General features: G+C 39.6%; 19 protein-coding genes. 10 read left to right on the top strand and 9 right to left on the bottom strand.

The annotated features are described in order from the left end of the window. Positions 1 to 41 precede the first annotated feature (41 nt). Complete coding sequence (locus MWU84_RS00560) at positions 42 to 2594, top strand: ATP-dependent Clp protease ATP-binding subunit (protein WP_246896456.1); 2553 nt, start codon at positions 42 to 44, stop codon at positions 2592 to 2594. 206 nt (positions 2595 to 2800) lie between these two features. Further along, positions 2801 to 3211 (top strand): STAS/SEC14 domain-containing protein, encoded by a 411-nt coding sequence (locus tag MWU84_RS00565; RefSeq protein ID WP_246896459.1) that lies wholly within the window; start codon positions 2801 to 2803, stop codon positions 3209 to 3211. Between the two features lie 37 nt (positions 3212 to 3248). On the opposite strand, the gene MWU84_RS00570 is transcribed toward MWU84_RS00565, so the two are convergent. Then, positions 3249 to 4790 (bottom strand): NAD(P)H-hydrate dehydratase, encoded by a 1542-nt coding sequence (locus MWU84_RS00570; RefSeq protein WP_246896474.1) that lies wholly within the window; start codon positions 4788 to 4790, stop codon positions 3249 to 3251. A 75-nt stretch (positions 4791 to 4865) separates the two neighbouring features. After that, the gene (locus tag MWU84_RS00575) at positions 4866 to 5009 is read right to left on the bottom strand and encodes a hypothetical protein (RefSeq protein WP_246896477.1); all 144 of its coding nucleotides are present in this window, start codon (positions 5007 to 5009) and stop codon (positions 4866 to 4868) included. A gap of 48 nt (positions 5010 to 5057) precedes the next feature. Here MWU84_RS00575 and thrA point away from each other — a divergent pair, with 48 nt between their 5' ends. The 3 genes from thrA (at position 5058) to thrC (ending at position 9835) form a co-directional block, all read left to right on the top strand. Further along, positions 5058 to 7502, top strand: a complete 2445-nt coding sequence (gene thrA / locus MWU84_RS00580) for a bifunctional aspartate kinase/homoserine dehydrogenase I (RefSeq protein ID WP_246896500.1) — start codon at positions 5058 to 5060, stop codon at positions 7500 to 7502. Between the two features lie 36 nt (positions 7503 to 7538). Beyond that, positions 7539 to 8471 (top strand): homoserine kinase, encoded by a 933-nt coding sequence (locus tag MWU84_RS00585; RefSeq protein ID WP_246896504.1) that lies wholly within the window; start codon positions 7539 to 7541, stop codon positions 8469 to 8471. A gap of 68 nt (positions 8472 to 8539) precedes the next feature. After that, positions 8540 to 9835: a threonine synthase gene (thrC, locus tag MWU84_RS00590; RefSeq protein ID WP_246896524.1), complete on the top strand. Its 1296-nt coding sequence runs from the start codon at positions 8540 to 8542 to the stop codon at positions 9833 to 9835. Positions 9836 to 9846: 11 nt separating this feature from the next. On the opposite strand, the gene glf is transcribed toward thrC, so the two are convergent. After that, positions 9847 to 10944 (bottom strand): UDP-galactopyranose mutase, encoded by a 1098-nt coding sequence (gene glf / locus MWU84_RS00595; RefSeq protein WP_246896571.1) that lies wholly within the window; start codon positions 10942 to 10944, stop codon positions 9847 to 9849. Positions 10945 to 11084: 140 nt separating this feature from the next. Here glf and MWU84_RS00600 point away from each other — a divergent pair, with 140 nt between their 5' ends. Beyond that, positions 11085 to 12128 carry a beta-1,6-galactofuranosyltransferase gene (locus MWU84_RS00600; protein WP_246896573.1) on the top strand — a complete coding sequence of 348 codons (1044 nt, stop codon included), beginning with the start codon at positions 11085 to 11087 and terminating at the stop codon, positions 12126 to 12128. Positions 12129 to 12143: 15 nt separating this feature from the next. On the opposite strand, the gene MWU84_RS00605 is transcribed toward MWU84_RS00600, so the two are convergent. After that, positions 12144 to 13763: an aminopeptidase P family protein gene (locus tag MWU84_RS00605; protein WP_246897419.1), complete on the bottom strand. Its 1620-nt coding sequence runs from the start codon at positions 13761 to 13763 to the stop codon at positions 12144 to 12146. Between the two features lie 264 nt (positions 13764 to 14027). Between MWU84_RS00605 and gcvT the strand changes: the two genes are divergently transcribed. From gcvT to MWU84_RS00625, 4 genes are all read left to right on the top strand, one after another. After that, positions 14028 to 15113, top strand: coding sequence for a glycine cleavage system aminomethyltransferase GcvT (gcvT, locus tag MWU84_RS00610; RefSeq protein WP_246896581.1), 1086 nt, complete (start codon positions 14028 to 14030; stop codon positions 15111 to 15113). A gap of 39 nt (positions 15114 to 15152) precedes the next feature. Further along, positions 15153 to 15971 (top strand): sugar nucleotide-binding protein, encoded by an 819-nt coding sequence (locus MWU84_RS00615; RefSeq protein WP_246896583.1) that lies wholly within the window; start codon positions 15153 to 15155, stop codon positions 15969 to 15971. 224 nt (positions 15972 to 16195) lie between these two features. After that, entirely contained in the window at positions 16196 to 16480 is a 285-nt protein-coding gene (locus MWU84_RS00620) for a 4a-hydroxytetrahydrobiopterin dehydratase (protein WP_246896585.1), read from the top strand. A 70-nt stretch (positions 16481 to 16550) separates the two neighbouring features. Next, positions 16551 to 17261 carry a YebC/PmpR family DNA-binding transcriptional regulator gene (locus tag MWU84_RS00625; RefSeq protein WP_246896587.1) on the top strand — a complete coding sequence of 237 codons (711 nt, stop codon included), beginning with the start codon at positions 16551 to 16553 and terminating at the stop codon, positions 17259 to 17261. A 97-nt stretch (positions 17262 to 17358) separates the two neighbouring features. On the opposite strand, the gene MWU84_RS00630 is transcribed toward MWU84_RS00625, so the two are convergent. From MWU84_RS00630 to kdsB, 5 genes are all read right to left on the bottom strand, one after another. Then, entirely contained in the window at positions 17359 to 18453 is a 1095-nt protein-coding gene (locus MWU84_RS00630) for a hypothetical protein (protein WP_246896589.1), read from the bottom strand. A 387-nt stretch (positions 18454 to 18840) separates the two neighbouring features. Then, positions 18841 to 19380, bottom strand: coding sequence for a 1-acyl-sn-glycerol-3-phosphate acyltransferase (locus MWU84_RS00635; RefSeq protein WP_246896631.1), 540 nt, complete (start codon positions 19378 to 19380; stop codon positions 18841 to 18843). 137 nt (positions 19381 to 19517) lie between these two features. After that, complete coding sequence (locus MWU84_RS00640) at positions 19518 to 20645, bottom strand: iron-containing alcohol dehydrogenase family protein (protein WP_246896645.1); 1128 nt, start codon at positions 20643 to 20645, stop codon at positions 19518 to 19520. Between the two features lie 4 nt (positions 20646 to 20649). Then, entirely contained in the window at positions 20650 to 21351 is a 702-nt protein-coding gene (locus tag MWU84_RS00645; protein WP_031442984.1) for an HAD family hydrolase, read from the bottom strand. Further along, positions 21342 to 22070, bottom strand: a complete 729-nt coding sequence (kdsB, locus tag MWU84_RS00650) for a 3-deoxy-manno-octulosonate cytidylyltransferase (protein WP_246896655.1) — start codon at positions 22068 to 22070, stop codon at positions 21342 to 21344. Before kdsB ends, MWU84_RS00645 begins: the two co-directional genes overlap by 10 nt. Positions 22071 to 22179 lie beyond the last annotated feature (109 nt).

Consider the following 22179-nt stretch of genomic DNA (forward strand, 5'->3'; position numbering starts at 1 on the left):
TTGGTATAGATTTACTATTTTTAAAGTTGAAAGGATATTTTATGGACGACAATTTTTCCCCTAGAGTAAAAGATGTAATTGCTTACAGTAAAGAAGAGGCCTTAAGATTGGGCCACGACTTTATTGGAACCGAGCATTTGATGCTTGGATTACTGCGGGACGGTAATGGAAAAGCAATTAGCATTTTAGACGCGCTGGACGTGGACTTGGATCACTTGAGAAGAAAAGTGGAGATATTAAGTCCCGCCAATCCGAATGCCGGCACTGCACAAAAGGACAAGAAGAACCTGCATTTGACCAGACAGGCGGAACGTGCGCTGAAAACAACATTTCTTGAAGCTAAATTATTTCAAAGCTCCTCTATCAATACAGCTCATTTATTACTGTGCATTTTGCGCAATGAAAATGACCCTACCACTAAATTATTACATAAATTAAAAGTGGATTACGATGGAGTAAAAGACCAGTTTAAATCAATGATAACAAGTGATGACGACTATATAGACTCTCCTACTTCGGAATCCTTTCCCAGTGATTCCGATGAGCCCAATGAGGAAAAGGAAGGCACATTTGGCTCTTCCGGAACCGGGCAAAAGGGAAGTAAAAAATCGAAGACCCCTGTATTGGACAATTTTGGTCGCGACCTGACCAAAATGGCAGAGGAAAACAAATTGGACCCCGTTGTAGGCCGTGAAAAGGAAATTGAAAGGGTTTCGCAAATTCTTAGCAGAAGAAAAAAGAACAATCCACTGTTAATAGGAGAACCAGGTGTTGGTAAAAGTGCCATTGCCGAAGGACTCGCCTTGAGGATAATCAACAAGAAAGTTTCCAGAATCCTTTACAACAAAAGGGTGGTAACTTTGGATTTGGCTTCTTTGGTTGCCGGCACTAAATACCGCGGTCAGTTTGAAGAGCGAATGAAGGCTGTAATGAACGAACTGGAAAAGAACGACGACGTTATTTTGTTCATAGACGAGATCCATACCATAGTAGGTGCTGGTGGCGCTACCGGTAGTCTGGATGCTTCCAACATGTTTAAACCAGCCCTCGCCAGAGGTGAAATTCAATGTATAGGAGCCACCACTTTGGATGAGTACAGGCAATACATAGAAAAAGACGGTGCCCTGGAAAGGCGCTTTCAAAAAGTAATTGTTGAGCCTACTTCCGTAACCGAGACTATTGAGATCCTAAAAAATATCAAAGGCAAGTACGAGGAACACCACAACGTAATTTATACCGATGAGGCAATAATTGCCTGTGTAAAACTTACGAACAGGTACATGACGGACAGATATTTGCCGGACAAGGCCATTGACGCCCTGGACGAAGCAGGTTCGCGGGTCCATATTGTAAATATGGATGTACCCAAGCAAATCCTGGAACTGGAAAAACAGTTGGAGGACGTTCGCGAACTTAAAAATACTGTAGTTAAAAAGCAGAAATACGAGGAAGCTGCCAAGCTAAGGGACGATGAGAAAAGAATAGAAAAAGACTTGGCCATTGCCCAAGAACGCTGGGAGGAAGACAGCAAACTTCATAAAGAAACCGTTACCGAAGACAATGTTGCGGACGTGGTATCCATGATGAGTGGTATTCCGGTGAACAGGATTGCCCAAACAGAAAGTAATAAGTTGGCCGAATTGCCCAAACTTATCAAGAGCAATGTAATTGGTCAGGATGAAGCTGTTGCCAAGGTAGCCAAAGCAATCCAACGTAATAGGGCCGGTCTAAAAGATCCGAACAAACCTATCGGTTCCTTCATATTTTTAGGGCAAACCGGGGTTGGAAAAACCCAACTTGCCAAGGTGTTGGCCAAGGAGTTATTTGATTCCGAGGACGCCTTGATCAGAGTGGATATGAGTGAGTACATGGAGAAGTTTGCAATATCAAGACTTGTAGGTGCACCTCCAGGATACGTAGGATACGAAGAGGGTGGCCAATTGACTGAAAAAGTACGCCGCAAACCCTATTCGGTTATCCTGTTGGACGAAATTGAAAAAGCACACCCAGATGTATTCAATATGCTTCTGCAAGTGCTGGATGATGGTTATTTGACCGATAGTCTTGGCAGAAAGATCGATTTTAGAAATACCATCATTATAATGACCTCTAACATTGGGGCAAGACAACTTAAAGATTTTGGCCAAGGAGTTGGTTTCGGAACTTCGGCAAAAAAGGCACAAGCAGATACCCATCAAAAAAGTGTTATAGAAAATGCTTTAAAAAAGGCCTTTGCACCGGAATTCTTAAACAGAATAGATGACGTTGTTGTATTCAATGCCTTGGAACGCGAAGATATCCACAGAATAATCGATATTGAGTTGAAGAAATTATACCTTAGGATTAAGGATATTGGGTACGACCTGCAACTTACCGATAAGGCCAAGGATTATATTGCAGAAAAAGGCTTTGATAAACAATACGGCGCCAGGCCGTTGAAGAGAGCCATTCAAAAATATATTGAAGATGCACTGGCAGAGGAAATCGTAAATTCCAAATTGGAGGAAGGTGATACTATTCAAATGGATCTTGATGAAGCCAAAGAAGAGCTTACCATTAAGATCAAAAAAGCAGAAAAATCGTCCAAAACCTAAGTTAGATAGATATAATAAGTACAAAAAAGGAGTAGCTAATTGCTACTCCTTTTTTTTATGTATTCCCAAGGGTTTGTAAGAAATAAAACACAGTAATCCAATTTCCGGTCCACATAAACGATTAAAGTGTCTTTTATCTAATAATTTTTCTAATCGGTACACTTAATTTTACATTCGCTGCAGACACACTATATAAAATACGGAGAATGAAAGTCGGACGACCCAAGAAGACTATTATCGTACGAGAATACCAACTGGATATTGGAAAAGTACAGGTATTTGACGATCACATGGTTTCTATTTTTGATGAAGGAAGCACCATAACCAAGGAACGAGTATTTCAAATTATTGGTATTATGGAAATTCACTTCAGAAATAAAAACTTTGGTTACATAAGTTTAAGGAAGAACTCTTATGCCATTGATCCAATGGTATACAATCAAATCAGGGAAATAGAGAATATTAAAGCATTTGCAGTAGTTTCGATCAAAGAAATAGACATGCACAATTTTAATATCGAAAGACTGTTTTACAAAAAACCTATGAAATTCTTCATAGATCAGGACAATGCCCTAGCTTGGATAAAAAGACGTGTAAGAATTTCCAATACAGATTAAAGGTATGTCATTGCCGTAATTTGGCAATGACATACTATTACTCGCTTTCTCTACTAGCCGTATCGGGTTCCTCCATCCTGAAAAGATCCAAATACGCCTTGCCAATATTATCCAATATACCACTAGCTATCAAGGCCTGGAAACCACATTCCTCTACAGCAATATCAGCGGCTTTTCCATGGATATACACTCCAAAAATAGCAGCATTTAATGGCGAATATCCCTGAGCAACCAAGCCCGTGATCACTCCTGTTAACACATCCCCACTTCCACCGGTGGCCATTCCTGGATTACCAGTGGTGTTAACATAGCCTTTATCCCGATAAATTGTGATGGTGTTCGCCCCTTTAATTACCACAATACAATCGTACTTTTTTGAGAATTCCTTGGTTTTTTTCAACTTATCAAAATCGTCGGTCCATTTCCCTATAAGACGTTCCAGCTCCTTGGGATGAGGGGTCAAAACGGTTTGGGAAGGAATTTTATTGAGCAAGTCAATATTTTTGGACAGGATGTTCAGTCCGTCGGCATCTATGACCAAAGGGTGCTTGTTCCTATGCAAGAATTCGGTAAATGCCTTAACAGTATTCTCAGATTTTCCTATACCAACACCAATTCCGATCACCTTGGGCTCTAACTTGAAATGAATATCGGATACTACCTCTTCATCCTTATCCGTAATTACCATAGCTTCCGGCAGAGCAGATTGCAGAGGCACATACCCACACCTTGGAACGTAGACCGTGACCAATCCACTGCCTGCATATAGACTACCTTTGGAGGCCAAAATAACGGCCCCGATCTTCCCATAACTTCCACCAATGATCAAGGCATGTCCATAACTGCCCTTATGGGAATACTTCTCCCTTGGAATGTACATGGAGAGCACTTCGTTTTTACCTATCAATTCATATTGAGATTCCAATTCGGACAAAAACTTCTGGTCCAACCCTATATCCAAAACCTCCCAATGATCTATATATTTTCCCGTTTCCGGAAGGAAAAAAACAAGTTTGGGCACTTGAAAAGTAAGTACGTAATTTGCCTTAATTACCGCTTCGGCATTGGTGAGACCAGCTTCCATAAATAAGCCGGATGGCATGTCTATAGAGAGAATAAAGGCATTGGATCCATTTAAGTGCCGCATTAGCCTTATCAACCATTCGTCAGGAACTCTGTTGAGGCCTATACCAAAAATGGCATCGACTACAATATCTTCCTTTCCAATGGAAGGCAATTCAGATTCCTCGCTCAAAAAATTTGGCCAGATTTTTATTTCCTTCAATCTGTCAAGGTTAATTAAAAAATCCTTGGACCTATGTTCACTGTAGTTAACAATAAATACCTCTATATTATAACCGTGTTCCTGTAAATGTCTGGCCAGCACCAAACCGTCCCCACCATTATTGCCGATACCACAAAACAAATGAATTTTTGCCTGCGCCCCCTGCATTCTGGAATGAATCCAATTAAAAACCTGAATTGCAGCCCGTTCCATTAGTTGTTCACTGCTAATCTTTTGCTGCTCTATTGTGAATTTGTCAGCTTCGTATATCTGTTTAGCATTAAAAATCTTCATTCGATAAGATTATTTGGCAAAAATTGACGATTTAGTAAAAATTCCTCCAAACATTTGATTGGGTAATCAAAAATACTACATTTGGTTCTTTATTCTCATGATGACATATAACAATACGGACAAAAAACTACTTAATTCACCATTTACAGATGGTTGCATTGCTCTTACCGTTATCAGCACCACTACCCCATTGGGGTAAGCTACTACATATACGTCCATTATACAATTTGTTAAAATTCAATTTTTATTACTTAATACTCTTGAACCATGAAAGTTCTAAAATTCGGTGGTACTTCGGTTGCCAACGCTAAAAATATAAGTTTAGTAAAAAATATTATTGCAGGCCTTGGGCCTAATAAATCCGTTGTTGTGGTTTCAGCACTTGGAGGAATTACAGATCTACTGTTAAAGACTGCAACTTTGGCTTCCAAACAGGATCAAACCTATAAAAACATACTGAAGGAAATAGAGGACAGACATCTTTTGACCATAAAGGAACTAATCCCCATACATTCCCAAAGCAAGGTACTGAGCAAGGTAAAGAGTGAACTTAACACCCTTGAAACTCTTCTGGAAGGAGCTTTTTTAATAGGAGAGATCACTCCAAAACTATCGGACAAGATTGTTAGCTATGGCGAGTTGCTCTCTTCCTATATTATTAGCGAATATTTCATTGTTGAAGGAATAGACACTGTCCATGCGGATAGCAGAGAACTTATAAAAACCAATTCCAATTTTGGAAAGGCGGCCGTTAACTTTGAATTAACAAATCGAAATATTACAGAATACATAGACAATTGCGATAAGAATGTTGTTGTTATGGGTGGCTTTATTGCTTCGGCCGTAAATGGAGATTCCACTACTTTGGGCAGAGGAGGATCCGATTATACTGCTGCCATTGTTGCAAACGCAACAAATGCGGAAGTCCTGGAAATATGGACAGATGTAAGCGGTATGTACACCGCCAACCCAAAAATAGTGAAACAGGCCATGGCCATTCCACATATATCGTATGAAGAAGCTATGGAATTGTCGCACTTTGGAGCAAAGGTCCTTTATCCCCCTACGATCCAACCGGTATTGACCAAAGGAATTTCCATTGTCATCAAAAACACCTTCGACCCAGAGGCTCCTGGTACTCTAATTACCAAGAATAAAAATGGACAAGGCAAAACCGTAAGAGGAATAAGCCATGTGGAAAACATTGCGCTGGTATCCCTTGAGGGCCCAGGTATGGTGGGGATTACAGGGATCTCCAAACGCTTTTTCGAAGTACTTTCAACTGCAGGTATCAGTGTTGTAATGATTACCCAGGCGTCCTCCGAACATTCCATCTGCATAGGTATCGACAATCAGGATGCGGACCATGCTGTTCAAGTTATCAATGATGCTTTTGATATTGAAATTTCCCTTGGCAAAATAAAACCTGTATCTGCAGAAAAAGATCTGGCCATCATTGCCCTGGTTGGCGACAATATGAAAAGTCATCAAGGTCTTAGCGGCAAAATGTTCAGCACCCTAGGTAAGAATAACGTTAATATCCGAGCCATAGCCCAAGGAGCTTCCGAAAGGAACATATCTGCCGTAATCCTAAAAGAAGATGTAAAAAAAGCACTTAACACCCTTCATGAAGAATTTTTTGAGGAAAATATAAAACAGTTGAACCTGTTTGTGATGGGGGTAGGTAATGTAGGCGCCAAGTTCTTGCACCAAATCCAATCGCAAAAGAAGTATTTAAAGGAAAAACTTAAGCTGAATATTAGGGTTATTGGCATGTCCAATTCCAGGACCATGATTTTTGATGAGGACGGCATTGCCCTGAAAAACTGGGAAGAATTGCTAAGCAAGGGAGAAAAGACCAACCGCGAACAATTTTTTGAAAAGGTTAAAAAACTTAATTATCGAAATAGCATTTTTGTGGACAATACTGCTAGTCAAGAGGTATCAGAAACCTATAATTCCTATTTAAGAAATAGTATATCAGTTGTTACCTGTAATAAAATAGCCTGTTCATCGGCATATGAGAATTATCAGGAGTTAAAGGACCTAGCCAGACAATATAATGCGCCATTTCTTTTCGAAACAAATGTTGGCGCCGGTCTACCCATTATTGACACCTTAAAGCACCTTGTAGCTTCGGGCGATAAAATATTAAAAATTCAAGCGGTACTTTCCGGTAGTTTAAATTTTGTCTTTAACAATTTTAACGATACTACCACCTTTCATGATATAGTAAAGCAAGCACAGGTAGAAGGTTATACAGAGCCAGACCCAAAAATAGATTTGAGCGGGGTGGATGTTATGCGAAAAATATTGATTCTGGCCAGGGAAAGTGGAAACGTACTGAACATAGAGGACATCCAAAATAATGCCTTTCTTCCCCAAGAGAGTTTGGAGACAAAGAACAATGAAGATTTTTTCAAGTCATTGACTAAGTATGAAGAATCATTTCAACAGATGTACAAGAAGGCGGTGGAAGAAGACAGCAAGTTGAAATATGTAGCGCAATTCGAAAACGGAAAAGCCAGTGTTGGTCTACAAAGGATACCGAGAGGGCATGATTTTTATAATTTGGAAGGAAGTGATAATATTGTGTTGTTCTATACAGAACGCTACCCCAACCAGCCTATGATTATTAAAGGTGCCGGAGCCGGAGCGGATGTTACGGCCTCTGGAATTTTCGCTGACATCATACGTATCGGCAATTTTTAAGAGAGCTCCTAAAGTGTGAATTTTTATTGATTACAAATGAAAACTAGTGAAATTAAAATTTTCTGTCCGGCTACCATAGCCAATGTTTCCTGTGGCTTTGATGTCTTGGGACTTGCTTTGGATTCTGTAGGCGATGAAATGGTGATAAGGAAAACCAATCAAAAAGGAATAAAGATCACCAAGCTTACAGGACAGGACCTACCCACGGAAACCCTACAAAATGTTGCCGGGGTTGCTGGATTGGCACTGTTGGCGGAAAGTGATCATGTGGGTGGTTTTGAGATCGAGATTTACAAGAAAATTAAAGCAGGTAGCGGTATAGGAAGTAGCGCCGCCAGTTCTACAGGAGCGGTGTGGGCCATGAACCAACTTTTAGATAGTCCCTTCAGCAATTTGGAGTTGGTGAAATTTGCCATGGAGGGAGAACGTTTGGCCAGTGGTGTTGCCCATGCTGACAATGTTGCCCCGGCCCTATTTGGCGGCTTTACCTTGGTGCGCAGTTACCAACCCTTGGACATAGTAAAAATTCCGACTCCACCAGAATTATTTGCAACGGTGATACACCCACAAATAGAAGTAAAGACTTCCGACTCCAGACGAATCCTAAAAACCTCCATTTCCCTAGAAGACGGCATAAAGCAATGGGGGAATGTAGGCGGACTCATAGCCGGGCTATATACCAATGACTACGACCTAATTAGTAGGTCTTTGGTAGACCATATCGTAGAGCCCATTAGATCCATTCTTATTCCCGGATTCGATAAGGTGAAGGAAGACGCTATAGCCGCAGGTGCCCTAGGCTGTGGAATTTCAGGTTCGGGCCCTTCAATCTTTGCCCTAAGCAAGGGCAATGAGAACGCTGTAAGAGTAGCCGAAGCCATGAGAAATGTTTACGAAAAAATTGGGGTCGATTATGACGTACACGTTTCCAAAATAAATACCCAAGGGATTAAAATAATAGAAAATTGATGTATTATTCATCTCTGGGAATTTAAGATTTAACCCAATCATTACAACTCATTCCAATACTGATAAAAATGAACTTTTATAGCCTAAACAAACAAGCTCCAAATGTGTCTTTCAAAGATGCCGTTATAAAAGGAATAGCCCCAGATCGCGGGTTATATTTTCCTGAAACAATCGAGGCGCTACCAAAAGATCTATTTGACAAAATAGAAGATTACTCCAATCATGAAATTGCTTTTTTGGCCATAAAACAATTTGTGGGCGAGGATATCCCCGAAGCCACTTTAAAAGAAATCCTTGCCGATGTTTTGGATTTTGGTTTTCCCCTTGTGGAAATTGGGGACACAGTAGGCGCTTTGGAACTTTTTCATGGTCCTACCCTAGCCTTTAAGGATGTCGGGGCAAGATTCATGGCCAGATGCCTAGGTCATTTTTCGACTGAAAACACTAAGGATGTAACGGTATTGGTAGCCACTTCCGGGGATACGGGAGGTGCAGTGGCGAATGGATTCCTTGGGGTGGACGGGGTTAAGGTTGTAATTCTATATCCTAGCGGAAAGGTTAGCGATATTCAAGAGAAACAGTTGACCACATTGGGCAAAAATATTACTGCATTGGAAGTGGAAGGCACTTTTGATGACTGCCAAAATATGGTAAAAACAGCTTTCCTGGACGAAGAATTGATCCAGAACATGCAATTGACCTCTGCCAATAGTATTAATGTAGCCAGATGGCTCCCCCAAATGTTTTATTTCCTATTCGCCTATAAAGAGATGAAGTCCAAGGGCAAGGAAATTGTATTTTCCGTACCTAGTGGCAATTTTGGGAATATATGTGCAGGGATTATGGCACAAAGACTGGGAATGCCCTGCAATCATTTTATTGCTTCAACAAATGTCAATGACGTAGTCCCCCGTTATATGAAAACCATGGCGTATGAGCCAAAGCCTTCCATTGCTACCATTTCCAATGCCATGGATGTGGGCGACCCAAGTAATTTTATCAGGATAAGGCATTTGTACAAGGATAATTTTGAGGAATTATCCAAAAACCTTTCTTCCTATTCCTTTACGGATAGTGAGACCAAAGAAGCCATGCTGGAATTGTACAACGAATTTACTTATGTGGCAGACCCACATGGTGCTGTTGGTTATTTGGGCTTAAAGAAGTATCAGGAAACCCATCCGGATATCTATGGCATATTCCTGGAAACAGCACACCCTGTAAAGTTTTTGGATGTAGTGGAAGACACTATTCGTGAGAACATCGAATTACCGGATAGCATTGTAAAAGTAATGAACAAAAAGAAAAAGGCGATCAAAATCTCTCAATATGACGAGCTAAAAGGGTATCTATTGGGTAAATAAATAGCTTTAGCTCAGTTGAAGATTTTTTTGCACTTGGCCAATGCCGAGGCTATTACCTGATGCATATCGTAATACTTATATTCGGCCAGCCTTCCTCCAAAAATAATATTGTCCGCCTCGGACAATGCCTTATACTTGGAGTATATTTCATTGTTCCTTAAATCATTGATCGGATAATAAGGCTCTTTATTACCAGACCATTCCGTAGGGTATTCTTTGGTGATGACGGTCTTATTCTGTGTGCCAAATTCAAAATGCTTATGTTCTAATATTCGGGTATACGGAATTTCTGAATCGGTATAATTTACAACTGCGTTGCCCTGATAATTTTCCATATCCAAAGTTTCATGCTGAAAATCCAGACTCCGATATTCCAGTTTACCATAGCGATAATCATAAAATTCATCAATCTTTCCTGTGAACACCACCTGATCTGCCGTTGCCATTAATTCGGATTTCCCCTTAAAGAAATCGACCTCCAAACGAGTTTCAATACCGTCCAATAAGCCATTGACCAACTTATTGTAACCCCCAACAGGAATTCCTTGGTATTTATCATTAAAATAATTATTGTCGAACGTAAATCGCAAAGGCAACCTTTTTATGATAAAAGCCGGTAGTTCGGTGGCCTTCCGGCCCCATTGCTTCTCGGTATATCCTTTGATCAATTTTTCATAGATATCCTTACCAACCAGCGAGAGTGCCTGTTCTTCCAAATTCTTTGGATTTTTGACCCCTACTTCCCTTACTTGTTCTGCAATTACCGACTTGGCTTCCTCTGGCGACTTTACCTTCCACAACTGATGAAAGGTATTCATGTTAAACGGCAAGTTATAAAGCTCGTCCTTGTAGACGGCTACCGGTGAATTGGTGTATCTATTGAATTCTACAAATCCATTGACATAATCCCAAATTGCTTTGTCGTTGGTATGAAAAATATGGGCCCCGTACTTATGTACATTAATGCCTTCCACCTCCTCACAATAAACATTGCCCCCAAGATGTGGACGCTTATCGATTATCAAACACTTTTTCCCCTTCTTTTTGGCTTCATGAGCAAAAACAGCACCAAAAAGTCCGGCTCCCACAATCAGATAATCGTATTTCATTTTAGGTTTATTAGAGCGTGCGCAATTAGTAAAGAAGTAAAACTACTGTATATTCCAACGTTTATGAATTGAAATCAAAAAAAAAAATTCGCTTTGCCATAACATGGTTATATTTGCAGTGCTTAATGAACCGACCCAAAATGGCCAATTTATATTATATCTCCCGAAATTACAAAGCAACCAACAGTGCGGCCTCCAAGCCGAAAACAGATTGTGAGCGGATCTTGTACACCATAGGTTTCCAAAATTTGGGCTTTAAACAAACTACTTTTGCCAGTTCGGCGGTGGGTGCTGTAGTAAGTTTTTTTGGTATTACAAAAGGAGTTATTCGTTTACCAAAAAATTCCACCTTGGCTATACAATACCCTCTTAGCAAATATTACAAATACATTACTACCGTAGCTGGAATAAAAAAATGTAAAATCGTATTGATCATTCATGATGTTAAATACCTCATGGGTAAAAGCAGGGATATTGCAAGGGAAATGAAAAAATTCTCTTGTGCCGATGTAATCATTGTTCATAACGATATCATGAAAAAATGGTTTGAGGAACATGGGGCCACTGCCAAATTGATACCACTGTACATGTTCGATTATTTGGACAACAATAATAACTATACTGCCCCAGAACCATCTAAAAATGGTTTATTCGATGTAGTTTTCGCTGGCGGTTTGGGCATGGAAAAAAGTGCATTTATCTATAAGTTGGACGCCTTAAAGAACAATAGCTTTCATTTAAAACTTTACGGTAGCGGTTTTATTAAAGACGATGTAGATCCCGCCAATTCCATCATAAGTTTTGAAGGCATGTTTTCTCCGGATGAAGTTGCAAAACACATAAGAGGTTCCTTTGGCCTGGTATGGAACGGTAATTCCATTGACGAATGTGGCGGTCATTTTGGACAATACCTCTTATATAACAATCCCCATAAAACATCACTTTATTTGCTCTGCGGTCTCCCTATCATTATATGGGACAGGGCTGCTATTGCCACGGTCATTAAAGAACGCCAGTTGGGTATATGCATCTCTTCCTTGGAGGAGTTGGACGGCAAATTAAAGAACCTGCCCATCGAAGAATACCAAATAATGGTTAAAAATGTAGCGGAAGTCAGGGAACAAATAATTTCAGGTGGATTTTTGAAATCGGCTATGAAAAAGGCACTCCTAGAACTTTCCTAGTTATCCTTATCCCTATTAGTCCAATGATGGCAAATTAAAATTGTCCAGTGGGCTGGATTGCTTCATCACCGCCTCTATGTCTACGGTTGTCCTAGGAGCCATCTCCGATAAATTAACAGGTCCATTTTTGGCGATAAGAATATCGTCTTCGATCCTTACCGCTATCCCCCACCATTTTCTATCGCAATTACTCCCTTCTGGAATATAAATTCCAGGCTCTACAGTAATAACGGTGTTTTCCTTAAAGGCCTCATAAGTACCTTTATCATGAACATCGAGGCCTAAATAATGGGATGTGCCGTGCGGAAAATATTTTCTGGCCTCCATAGGGCTCCCAATGATACCCAGCTTCATCAACCCTTCAGCTACAACCTTACTAGCGGCCTGCCCAGGAGCCTGAAAAGACGCCCCTACCACACTGGCTTTTATTCCCGCCTCTTGGGCATTGTATACAATATCGTAAATCTGTTTTTGTTCCTTTGAAAATTTTCCGGTCGCCGGAATGGTCCGGGTTACATCGGCAGTATAACCATGATATTCAGCTCCTAAATCCATCAAAACCAGATCATTCCCAACCTTAGGTTTATTATTCTCAATATAATGCAGAATACAACCGTTATTGCCTCCACCCACTATTGAAGGATAGCCCTCATATTCGGCACCGTACTTTTTATAAACAAATTCATGTACCCCTTGAATTTCCATTTCGGACATGTTTGGATGCATTGCCTTCATAACCTCTATTTGGCCAACTGCGGAAATCTCCACGGCCTTCTTAAGAAGTACCAATTCTTCCTGGGTCTTAACTTCCCTTAATGTATTCATAATCTCTTCCAGCTTCGCACTGTTAAGGTTATTGGATTTCAATTGAAGGGCTACCTTTTCTTTAATTTCTATTCGGGATCTATCATCTTCGGCTTCCACAAAATCTACCAGTAATTTATCCGATTTTAGTTCCTGATAATAATTTAAATACCTCCCCAGGGTCTGGGCCACGTTGACACTGTTTTCCACTTCGGTTGCCTTGATCATGCTATAAAGCTGTTGTTTAGTGGCATCGTAATCTGACGGATAATTGGACTTCTCCTTAAATGACCTTATCAAATCAAATATATCAGCGGGGTCATTGGTATCCCTAAAATCATTTTTGAAATCGAAAAACAGTACATTTTCAAACTTGGAAAAATCAATATCCGAGCTTAAAAATTCTTCCGCATTAAAGGCTCGTTCAAACCCCAATTGCCCTTTAACACCCTCTACTCCAAACCGTTTTCCGTTCCATTGTTCGGCCTTCTCATCCCTTTTCTGGGCATAGAGCACCTCATCATAATTGTTCCCGGCTTTATCCTTTTGCATTTCAGAAAATATAAGCAAAAGGGCATTGGGCTCTTTATACCCGGTTAAATAATAAAAATCCGGATCTTGATGGTATATATAATCCACGTCGTTTGCCCTATTCCTTACAGCTGCAGCAAAAAATACCGCAACACTATTTGGAGGCATTGCCTTACGCACTTCCTGACGCCTTCCCTTATGAAAATCCGCACTTAAAAAATCGTTGGGAACTTCTTGGGCCTGAAACCAAGACGTTAAAAAAAGAAATAAAGAAATCACAATTAAATTCCTCATGGTCATCATAAATTAATGCTCAAAAATAAGCAATAATAATACCACATCAATTGACCATCTAAGAATTAGCAGGAAAATGGGAAAAACTAAACCCGCCGACCCCTAATGGGACAAAAAAATACGATTAGATTCATTTTTGCGATGAAGGACCCAGCATATTGCGAAATATCAAATTGCAGATCCTAATTAACAATAATTTGTGCAAAACAAAAAGTATATAGATTCTCCCTTCGATTAATTTTCGATATTTTTACGCCTCAAATTATTCAAATGAAAAACACCGCATTGACAAAAACCCATGAGGCATTGGGTGCCAAAATGGTACCTTTTGCAGGATATAATATGCCTGTTTCCTATGAAGGAGTTAATATAGAACATGAAACGGTCCGCAAAGGCGTGGGCGTCTTTGATGTATCCCATATGGGCGAGTTCTTGGTAGGAGGTCCCAATGCATTGGACCTCATACAAAAAGTAACTTCCAATGATGCTTCCAAATTAACCATTGGCAAGGCACAATACAGTTGTTTACCTAACGAAACAGGTGGTATTGTGGACGACCTAATAGTCTATAAAATTAAAGAAGAGCAATATCTTTTGGTTGTAAACGCCTCAAATATTGATAAAGACTGGGAACACCTTAGTAAATACAATAAGGATTTTGGTGCAGATCTGCGCAATATATCCGACGGGTATTCCCTTCTTGCCATTCAGGGCCCCAAAGCCGTGGAAGCCATGCAGCCGTTGACCTCAATAGACTTAAACGCTATAAAGTTCTATTCCTTTGAAGTAGCGGATTTTGGGGGTATAGAACATGTAATAATCTCAGCCACAGGTTATACAGGTTCTGGAGGTTTTGAAATATATTGCAAGAATGAAGAAGTACAACAGATTTGGGACAAGGTTTTTGAAGCCGGTGCCAAATACAACATAAAACCTATTGGACTTGCTGCCAGGGATACCTTGCGTTTGGAAATGGGCTACTGTTTGTACGGTAATGACATCAATGATTCTACTTCGCCACTGGAAGCAGGCTTAGGATGGATTACCAAGTTCAGCAAGGATTTTGTAAATAGCGAAGCCTTAGCCAAACAAAAAGAAGAAGGTGTTACCAAAAAACTGGTAGCCTTTGAGCTGGATGAGAAGGGGATTCCAAGGCACGATTACGATATTGTTGATGCAACAGGAAATAAAATAGGGATTGTAACCTCGGGCACCATGTCGCCTTCCATGGGGAAAGGTATTGGTCTGGGATATGTGCCCACGGCAGCATCCCAAATTGGCGGTAAAATCTATATTCAAATTAGGAAAAATGCAGTTCCTGCTACCATTGTTAAACTCCCTTTTTATAAGGTCTAACAGATGTAGCGATTGAGTTTTGCAAAAGGAGGTGATAGAATGAACAAAATACTCATTTTAGGAGCAAGCGGTTTTATAGGTAATGCCATTTACAAGGAATTACATTCCTATTTTGACACCTATGGTACTTATTACTCCGCAAGAAGGAGCTTTGAGAACAATCAACAGTTCTTCCATTATGATCTGGAGGAGGATGACGTTCATGATATTTTGAATAAAGTAAAACCCGATTTAATAATTTCTGCCCTAAGGGGCAATTTCCAAGCACAGGTAATGGCCCATCAGCATATGGTGGAATACATCCAAAACAGGGATTGCAAATTGTATTTTATATCCTCGGCCAATGTTTTTGATGCCTATAGCAAATACCCTTCCTATGAAAATGACAAGACTTTGTCCGAAAGCATTTATGGCCGACTGAAAATCAAAATAGAAAATATGCTTCTGAGGATACCCGTTTCTAAAATGGCCATTCTTAGAGTACCCATGGTTTTTGGCATCAATTCCCCAAGAATTAAAGAATTGAAGCATGCCCTGACCAATAATGAACCTATTGAAGTTTTCCCCAATTTGATTATAAACGTTACCAATGACGATAAACTGACGCAACAAATACATTACCTAATAAACCATAATAAGACTGGAACTTTTCATTTGGGAAGTGTAGACCTAATACACCATGAAGATTTTATAAAGGAAATCGTAAGCCGTTTGGGCAACTACCAGCCTATTTACAAACGTGTATTTACCACCAATGAAGACCGTTATCTGGCGGTGCTTCCAAAAACCAACCGCCTGCCGAAGAATTTAATATTTAATTATCAGGAGATAATAGACCATCACATATTTACTGAATAAGCCCCTTTCAATTGTAGTGTTTTAACTAACTTTATACGACTACAACTATTGAAGTAGATCTAAACAGAATTTTAGTAGTTCAACGGTAGTGCAAAACTTGTTATGCAATGGTAAAATCATGGATTTACGAGCCTATTGGATAATAAGAACCAGAAATATCAACAATTGCGCCTGCCTTATGGGCAAGGTCGGGGAACAACAGTAAAATTGAAAAAATTGAAATTATGAAAACACTATCAGAGGAAGCAATAGAAAAACGATTGGCGGAACTGGACGGATGGGATTATGTGGATGGTGCCATTGAAACTACATTTGAATTTAAAAATTTCAAGGATGCCTTCTCGGTAATGACCAGAATTGCCTTTGAATGTGAATCCCAAAATCATCACCCGGATTGGAGCAATGTGTACAATTCACTTAATATAAGGCTATCTACCCATGATGCGGAGGGAGTTACCGAAAAGGATTTTAAGTTGGCGCACAGTATTGAGGAAATTATTGTAAGCTAGTAGACTTAACTCTTGCGTCAGCTGTAAAAATTATTAAATTTGTTTCATATTATTCTAATAAAACTAAGAAATGGGAAGAGCTTTTGAGTTTAGAAAAGCACGTAAAATGAAAAGGTGGTCCGCGATGTCAAAGGCCTTTACCAGAATAGGCAAGGACATTGTTATGGCGGTAAAAGAGGGAGGGCCAGACCCTAGCTCCAATGCGCGATTAAGGGCCGTTATCCAAAATGCCAAGGCGGTAAACATGCCCAAAGACAATGTGGAAAGAGCTATTAAAAGAGCCTCGGACAAAAGCTTGGGCGACTTTAAGGAAGTTCTTTTTGAGGGATACGCACCTCATGGAATTGCCATTTTAGTGGAAACAGCTACAGACAATAATACTAGGACCGTGGCCAATGTTAGAAGTTATTTCAACAAATGTAACGGAAGCCTTGGAACTTCCGGTTCTGTTGAGTTTATGTTCGACCATACCTGTAACTTTAGGATTCCTGCCGAAGGCATAGATCCAGAGGAATTGGAATTAGAAATGATCGATTTTGGGGCGGAAGAAGTTTTTGCCGATGAGGATGGTATTTTGATCTATGCTCCCTTTGAAAGTTTTGGGGCCATTCAGAAAGAATTGGAAAACAGGGAGATTGAGATTCTCTCCTCTGGTTTCGAGCGTATTCCTCAGGTTACTAAAGCCCTAACCGAGGAAGAAGCAGCCGATGTGGAAAAACTTCTAGAAAAAATTGAAGAGGATGATGATGTACAGAACGTATATCATACCATGCAGGAATAATAATCACCTTACAATAATTAGAAAGAGGCCTGTAATTGGGCCTCTTTAATTTTTTTGAAATAATAAAATCAGGTGAAAAATTCTGCAGAATCCAGTTTTAGTGCAGCTCGTCTTCAGACCCGATAATGAGTGATTTGTTCAACGTAAGAACAATGGTTCCCTCATCTTCCGTTGGGGTAACCGAGGTTATAAAATTATTCTGTTGGTTTCCTGAGGTTACAATAGGATTACCGTACCAATTATTTCCATTGTTTACAAAGATATTATTGGTAATGGTAGTTTTGGAATCATGTTTAAAACCTCCACCTGTATTAATAATAGTTCCTGTATTTCCCTGAAAAAGATTCCCATCAAAAAGGGTATTGTTGGTCCCAAGTGTATCCTCGCCCCAGGATGGGGTATCGCCAATCTTACTTGAAAACGTAAACAACAACCTACCGGTATTGTTAACGAATTTAGAGTTTAATATCTGGTAGCGGTTTACCCCCTTAAAACTGGCTATTTGATCATAATTCCCGCTAAAGATGCAATTATCTATTTTCACATAATGCTCCGTTGAAAAAATCAAGCCCCTATTGGAAATAAATGACGATCCGGTAATGGTAATTCTATTGGTATAGTCATTTTCATTATCCGAAGTAAAATTGGGAGTAGAACCCCAATAGCTCCTAAACAAGGTGGCAGAATTATTTTCAAAAACGGAATTGGAAATAGTTATGGATGAATTATCTCCTTTGGACCAAAATGCTGTTTGATTGGAAACGCCGGTAACCTTAATTTCTGAAGCCTTTACTGCAGAACCCGTAACGGCAAAAATAGTTCCATCATTATAATTATCTGCAGAATCGGTTAAGGTTAGTCCGGAGATATCCAAGTTAAATCCTTTATTAATCACGAACATACGATAATTCCCTTCCCCAGAGATGGTGATGTGCTTCGCCCCAGGTCCAGCAATGGTCAGATTACTATTAATGTGAGGCAGATCTGCAGACAAGCTAAGAGTGCCCTCCAATCCTTCCACAAAACTTATTTTATTGATTTCCCCATCAGCATTGGCCGCATTTATGGCCCAACGTAAAGTACCCTTAACATTATCGTCACCAAGACTATTGACCATTACCTCAACTTGTGCAATGGAGGTAAAAAAACAGAAGACGGCAATTAAAAAGGCTATTGTTTGATTTCTTTTCATTCTCAATGGAATTAATACTATAAATGCTATTTAAATCAACGTTATTCCTCAATATAACCAGGCCTAAACCTTGTTCCTTCATAACGTATTAAGATCAAAATTAGTATTCCACGCCCAAAAAAGGATTTATTAAAGCACCAAAGATGTATAAGTACCTGAAAATGTTGTGTACAGCTCTTATTGGGCTGTTTGATTACATTTATGAAGGAATCAAATCCATTGCCCATGGTGGCATAACTGTCGATTTAATTATAGCTCTTTAAATATTTAAAAAATTAGAATATACTATAACTAAAAATCCATGTTAAGTATGAACTATTTCCATTGAAAACACAGAATTCCGAGAGAGCGGTAGTTCTGTCCATTGGGGGTGCATAATAGCGAATTTCAAAAACTATTTTCCGGCACCTTGCCCACCACTCCTTTAAAGAATGCCTTATAAGTTGCAAAATCTTCCTCTTTGTCATCCGTAGGATATTGAGGCTTGGAAATTTTGATCTGCTTTTTTCCAAAGTCGAACGCCACCATTACAATGGGAACCTTGGCCGCTTTGGCAATATAGTAGAAACCCGTTTTCCATTCCGAAACCTTTTTTCTTGTTCCTTCCGGGGAAAGCGCCAATCTGAATTTTTTATTTTGATTGAATATTTTGGCCGTAGCACTCACGGTATCCATATTTTTACTTCTATCGATAGGAGCACCGCCCATCCAGCGAAAATACCAACCAAATGGCGGTTTAAAAAGTGCCTTCTTGCCTATAAAATGGATATCCTCGTTTAAAACCCTCCTAATCAAAAGTCCCAAAAAGAAATCGACCCAACTGGTATGTGGTACCACTATAACAACACATTTATCCAGCTTTGGAAAGGATCCCACCAATTTCCAACCTAAAATTTTAAAATATATAAACTTGGCAAGGGTCTGCATAAACCATTAACTATTTAAAATGTTAAGTGCCTTTCGTATTTGATCCAGATATCCCTAATTACCACAATCTGCCTTGTTTGCATTTGCTACAAAACCCAGCATAAGTTGGAACATAAAGAATCATAATCTACGATACATCATATTTTTTGATAGATCGATTTTAATTTTTCAGGGGTTATAATAGTGCGCCATTCCTTTCCCAAAGCATTTTCCCATAAGGGCACAAGGCTAAGGGCCACATTTATCATAATTTCAAAATCATCATTGGTCAGCTCACCACAGATACCTTTTGGCAACCGGATGTTGTGTTTTACCTTCATTTCACTAAATAATTCTACTCCTTCAGGATAAAACTCCTTCAAATGCTGGAACACCAAACAGTTTCCTATTCCATGTCTAACACCCAATAAATAGGACAGACCATAGCTCATGGCATGCGCAACCCCAACCTGGGAGTAGGCTATGCTCATTCCCCCATGCCAGGAAGCCATCATTAATTTATTTCTAGCATCATCCTCTTGCAGATCATCCAAATACACCTCTTTACATAATTCCAGTGCCTTTTCACCATAGCTCTGGCTAAAAGCGTTCAAAAAAGTACCGTTGAGAGATTCTATACAATGTATAAAACAATCCATACCAGTATAGAACCATTGCTCTTTTGAAACCCCTTTGGTTAAATCCGGATCCAAGAGCACTTGGTCAAAAGTGGTAAAATCGGAATTTATTCCCAATTTTTTCTCCGGTCCCAATAATACCGTTGTCCTGGACACTTCCGCACCGGTACCGCTTATGGTGGGTATACCAACATGATAAATGGATGGTTTTTTTACCAAATCCCAACCTTGATATTGAAACGCATTGCCTTTATTGGTCAACATTATGGCCAAGGCTTTAGCCAAATCCAACAAGGTGCCACCTCCAATACCGATAATTCCAGAAGGCAGATTGTCATAATCGTTTTTTATTTTCTGGACCAAGGCATCTACTTGGTCCGTTTTAGGTTCCTCGTCCGCCGAAATGAATATTATTTGATCGTTAAAAATTAACGGTATTCTGGAAATTAGCCCACTACCTTCGAATACATCATCTACCAAAAAAATAAATGGCGCCTCGGAATTAATTCGTTTTGGCAACAGAATCTCCCCCAACTGTCCAAAACAACCCGCTCCAAATATAACGCGAGGCACCATAGGAAAGTTCTTGTAATTCGTCTTCAATTCAGGGCTTGTAATTGTGTTGATATTTTTACTCTTTATGTCCATAAACTTATTTAAGAAACTTTAAAATATCGGAGAGGGTGCCTAAGGTAAGGTGATCGTTGTTGTGCTCCTCCGGCTTTACCTCTTCATGTTGCCAAGTAGTATGAAAGGGAATATGAACAGCTTTTGCTCCAATATTCAATATAGGTAATACGTCCGATTTTAAAGAATTTCCAATCATTAAAAATTCCTCCACAGGAATTTCCAAATGCTCCAATAAATTCTTATAATTTTCTTCCTTTTTATCGCTTAGAACTTCTACATGATGAAAATATTTGGACAGGCCGGATTTATCCAATTTCCGTTCTTGATCCAACAAATCCCCTTTGGTCAATACTATTAAACGATATTTATCTTTTAAGGCTTCCAATACCTGCTCCACACCATCCAACAATTCCACTGGGTGCGACAGCATTTCTTTCCCTAGATTCAAAATCTCCGTAATAGTTGCCTGAGAAATCCTATTATTGGAAAGATCCAGGGCAGATTCTATCATGGACAGCATAAAGCCTTTAATACCATAACCGTATAGTTCAAGGTTCTTGATCTCGGTTTTAAACAGCTCCTGATCTATTTGATTCTTGGTTTCATAACTATCCAAAAGACTGGCAAATTTTTCCTCCGCATTCCTAAAATACGTTTCATTTACCCAAAGGGTATCATCGGCATCAAAACCAACCACTTTGATATTGCCAAAATCTATTTCCATACTTTCTTTGCTTTTTCCAAATCTTCCGGCGTGTCTATTTCTATACCGGTAACACTAGTTTCTACCATCTTTATTTTCTTGCCATATTCCAGATAGCGAATGGCTTCTATCTTTTCCGTAGCTTCCAATATAAGCATGGGCAGTCTCTGAAAATCCATCAAAGCACTTTTCCTAAAGGCATAGATTCCTTTGTGCTTAAAATAAGGTATGTCCAACTCCCTTGATCTGGGATATGGTATTGGGGCCCTGGAAAAATAAAGGGCAAAATTCTGATTATCCACAATTACCTTAACTGTATTGGGGTCATTGATCTCTACCCAATCGGTAATTCTAGTCATTAAGGAAGCTAAATCTATTTCTTTTTTAACGTCATCCTTAAAAACTTCGATTACACTGGCCAGGCTCTCCCGGTCAGTAAATGGTTCATCTCCCTGGACATTTACGATGATATCTACATCCATGGACTCCACTGCCTCGGCAATACGGTCGCTGCCACATTCATGTTCCTTTATACTCATTATAGCTTTTCCACCCACCTTGGTAATGGTATCATATATAGTGGTACTGTCTGTAACTACATATACTTCTTGAAACAGACCGGTGTTTACTGCTGCTTCATAAGTTCTTTGTATTACCGGTTTCCCTTGCAGGTCCTGCATAAGCTTACCTGGAAATCTAGAGGCGGCGTAACGAGCCGGTATCATTGCAATGATTTTCATATGTAGATATTTATTGTTTTTTAATGGTCATAACTGCCCGACTAAGCCATTCAGGCGAGTGTAATACGCATATATTTATTGATTTTGCGACAAGTATTGAACATGCCCA

This window comes from Arenibacter sp. F20364 (assembly GCF_023015905.1).
Lineage (GTDB): Bacteria > Bacteroidota > Bacteroidia > Flavobacteriales > Flavobacteriaceae > Arenibacter.

Excerpts from the sequence above, each read along its gene's own strand:
- gcvT (WP_246896581.1), top strand. The coding sequence starts at position 14,028 with ATGAAAAACACCGCATTGACAAAAACCCATGAGGCATTGGGTGCCAAA.
- MWU84_RS00570 (WP_246896474.1), bottom strand. The coding sequence starts at position 4,790 with ATGAAGATTTTTAATGCTAAACAGATATACGAAGCTGACAAATTCACA.
- MWU84_RS00560 (WP_246896456.1), top strand. The coding sequence starts at position 42 with ATGGACGACAATTTTTCCCCTAGAGTAAAAGATGTAATTGCTTACAGT.
- kdsB (WP_246896655.1), bottom strand. The coding sequence starts at position 22,070 with ATGAAAATCATTGCAATGATACCGGCTCGTTACGCCGCCTCTAGATTT.
- MWU84_RS00620 (WP_246896585.1), top strand. The coding sequence starts at position 16,196 with ATGAAAACACTATCAGAGGAAGCAATAGAAAAACGATTGGCGGAACTG.
- MWU84_RS00645 (WP_031442984.1), bottom strand. The coding sequence starts at position 21,351 with ATGGAAATAGATTTTGGCAATATCAAAGTGGTTGGTTTTGATGCCGAT.
- thrA (WP_246896500.1), top strand. The coding sequence starts at position 5,058 with ATGAAAGTTCTAAAATTCGGTGGTACTTCGGTTGCCAACGCTAAAAAT.
- MWU84_RS00640 (WP_246896645.1), bottom strand. The coding sequence starts at position 20,645 with ATGGACATAAAGAGTAAAAATATCAACACAATTACAAGCCCTGAATTG.
- MWU84_RS00635 (WP_246896631.1), bottom strand. The coding sequence starts at position 19,380 with ATGCAGACCCTTGCCAAGTTTATATATTTTAAAATTTTAGGTTGGAAA.
- glf (WP_246896571.1), bottom strand. The coding sequence starts at position 10,944 with ATGAAATACGATTATCTGATTGTGGGAGCCGGACTTTTTGGTGCTGTT.
- MWU84_RS00575 (WP_246896477.1), bottom strand. The coding sequence starts at position 5,009 with ATGGACGTATATGTAGTAGCTTACCCCAATGGGGTAGTGGTGCTGATA.
- MWU84_RS00565 (WP_246896459.1), top strand. The coding sequence starts at position 2,801 with ATGAAAGTCGGACGACCCAAGAAGACTATTATCGTACGAGAATACCAA.
- MWU84_RS00585 (WP_246896504.1), top strand. The coding sequence starts at position 7,539 with ATGAAAACTAGTGAAATTAAAATTTTCTGTCCGGCTACCATAGCCAAT.
- MWU84_RS00600 (WP_246896573.1), top strand. The coding sequence starts at position 11,085 with ATGGCCAATTTATATTATATCTCCCGAAATTACAAAGCAACCAACAGT.
- MWU84_RS00615 (WP_246896583.1), top strand. The coding sequence starts at position 15,153 with ATGAACAAAATACTCATTTTAGGAGCAAGCGGTTTTATAGGTAATGCC.
- thrC (WP_246896524.1), top strand. The coding sequence starts at position 8,540 with ATGAACTTTTATAGCCTAAACAAACAAGCTCCAAATGTGTCTTTCAAA.
- MWU84_RS00625 (WP_246896587.1), top strand. The coding sequence starts at position 16,551 with ATGGGAAGAGCTTTTGAGTTTAGAAAAGCACGTAAAATGAAAAGGTGG.
- MWU84_RS00605 (WP_246897419.1), bottom strand. The coding sequence starts at position 13,763 with ATGACCATGAGGAATTTAATTGTGATTTCTTTATTTCTTTTTTTAACG.
- MWU84_RS00630 (WP_246896589.1), bottom strand. The coding sequence starts at position 18,453 with ATGAAAAGAAATCAAACAATAGCCTTTTTAATTGCCGTCTTCTGTTTT.